This is a genomic window from Aeromonas lacus, assembly GCF_000764665.1.
GTDB classification, from domain to species: domain Bacteria; phylum Pseudomonadota; class Gammaproteobacteria; order Enterobacterales; family Aeromonadaceae; genus Aeromonas; species Aeromonas lacus.
In genome coordinates, this window is record NZ_JRGM01000079.1 from 1 (window position 1) to 1,298 (window position 1,298).

Annotated in this window: 2 protein-coding genes; both read left to right on the plus strand. The window is 41.1% G+C overall.

What is annotated here, in order from left to right:
- Positions 1 to 58: 58 nt before the first annotated feature.
- The gene (locus LG31_RS21760; protein WP_274518914.1) at positions 59 to 193 is read left to right on the plus strand and encodes a hypothetical protein; all 135 of its coding nucleotides are present in this window, start codon (positions 59 to 61) and stop codon (positions 191 to 193) included.
- A complete protein-coding gene (locus LG31_RS0107700; RefSeq protein WP_033113905.1) occupies positions 193 to 552 on the plus strand; it encodes a hypothetical protein in 360 nt (119 codons plus the stop codon). Before LG31_RS21760 ends, LG31_RS0107700 begins: the two co-directional genes overlap by 1 nt.
- Positions 553 to 1,298 lie beyond the last annotated feature (746 nt).

The window sequence follows — 1,298 nt, forward strand, 5'->3', positions numbered from 1 at the left end:
GTTTTAATACGTGCAATAACATGTGCTCAAAAACAATAAATACAATAGGAAAGCAAACATGGAAGATAAAATGAACCAACAAACAATTGAGCTGAGCCTGCTTCTACTGAGAGAAGAATGGTACAAAGAACAACGCATGAACGAAATGAATAAGCAGTTCCTATTGCAGCTACAACAGAAGGAAAACAAATAATGGCAGATTCTACTAAACCTATTTTCACTGTACAAGATATTGAAGAACCAAAACAAGACCCGCAATTGCGCATGAACGGTATCCCTGTTCCTGTGTTTTTATACGAAGTGCAAGGGTCAAAGCGCCTAATCGCGGCAAAGGCGTTGTACAACGAATTTCCAAATGCACAGCAAACAACAATCGACCCAGAGGTACGTGATTGTATTTTGCAATATGTAGACCGTTATAACGCTCTGAGCGAACAAGCAGACCGTCAAGGTGCACATATGCTGAACCCAGGTGAGCTAGTAATGCAAGCTGAACTAAATCGCAGTATGCGCCGCCTACAAGATGCATTGGCTAAAGGAGAACAAAAATGAACTACCTCCGTATTGTACTAAGTGGAGCAATTGCAGGTCTATTGTGTGCTTCTGCTTTTGGAACTATGTACCTAGTACAGGAAAACAAAGTCCAACACGAACAAATATGCCAGTTGTCCGCTGATAACTTCATTATGCAAATGCAAAAGAGCCAACAGTACACAATGTACATGGACTACAAAACGTTCGAATCATGCTCTCCGTATTTGGACGAGCTAGAGAAAGCACGCAAGCAGTAATTACATAGAGCAAATAAATACAACAAAGAGAAAGCGCACAACGCACGTATAAGCGCACAGGCAAGCGAAGGCTGCGCTTTAAACAAAAATACGTACAAGTGCACTAACACTATACACCCGCGCAGGTAAGCGCATAGGCTGCTTTTAAATAAACACAACAAAATTACACAGAGGTAAACATGGAAATCATTAGACATTACACTTTAGACGGCAAAATGGAACTGCTGTTCAAACAAGACGAAGAAGCAATCACGCTCGAATGCACAGACGGTTACGAATCACACTACAAACATGATCAAGCAATTTGAAAACTTCGTTATGCACAATCCCTAATGCAAGAAGCATTACAGGAAATGAAGTTGCATAAAGAAAATCCTGACAGTCAGTTACGCATGATGCCCGCAGAAATAAACAGCGCTCTAATGGAATACATCAAAAGCGGCAGTTTGAATAGTGAAGTCTTGTACGCAAACGCAATCAAAACGGGCACAACGTTGTGGTCTGCAA

What these genes read in the sequence shown, in the direction of transcription:
- LG31_RS21760 (WP_274518914.1), top strand. Translation starts at nt 59, where the DNA reads ATGGAAGATAAAATGAACCAACAAACAATTGAGCTGAGCCTGCTTCTA.
- LG31_RS0107700 (WP_033113905.1), top strand. Translation starts at nt 193, where the DNA reads ATGGCAGATTCTACTAAACCTATTTTCACTGTACAAGATATTGAAGAA.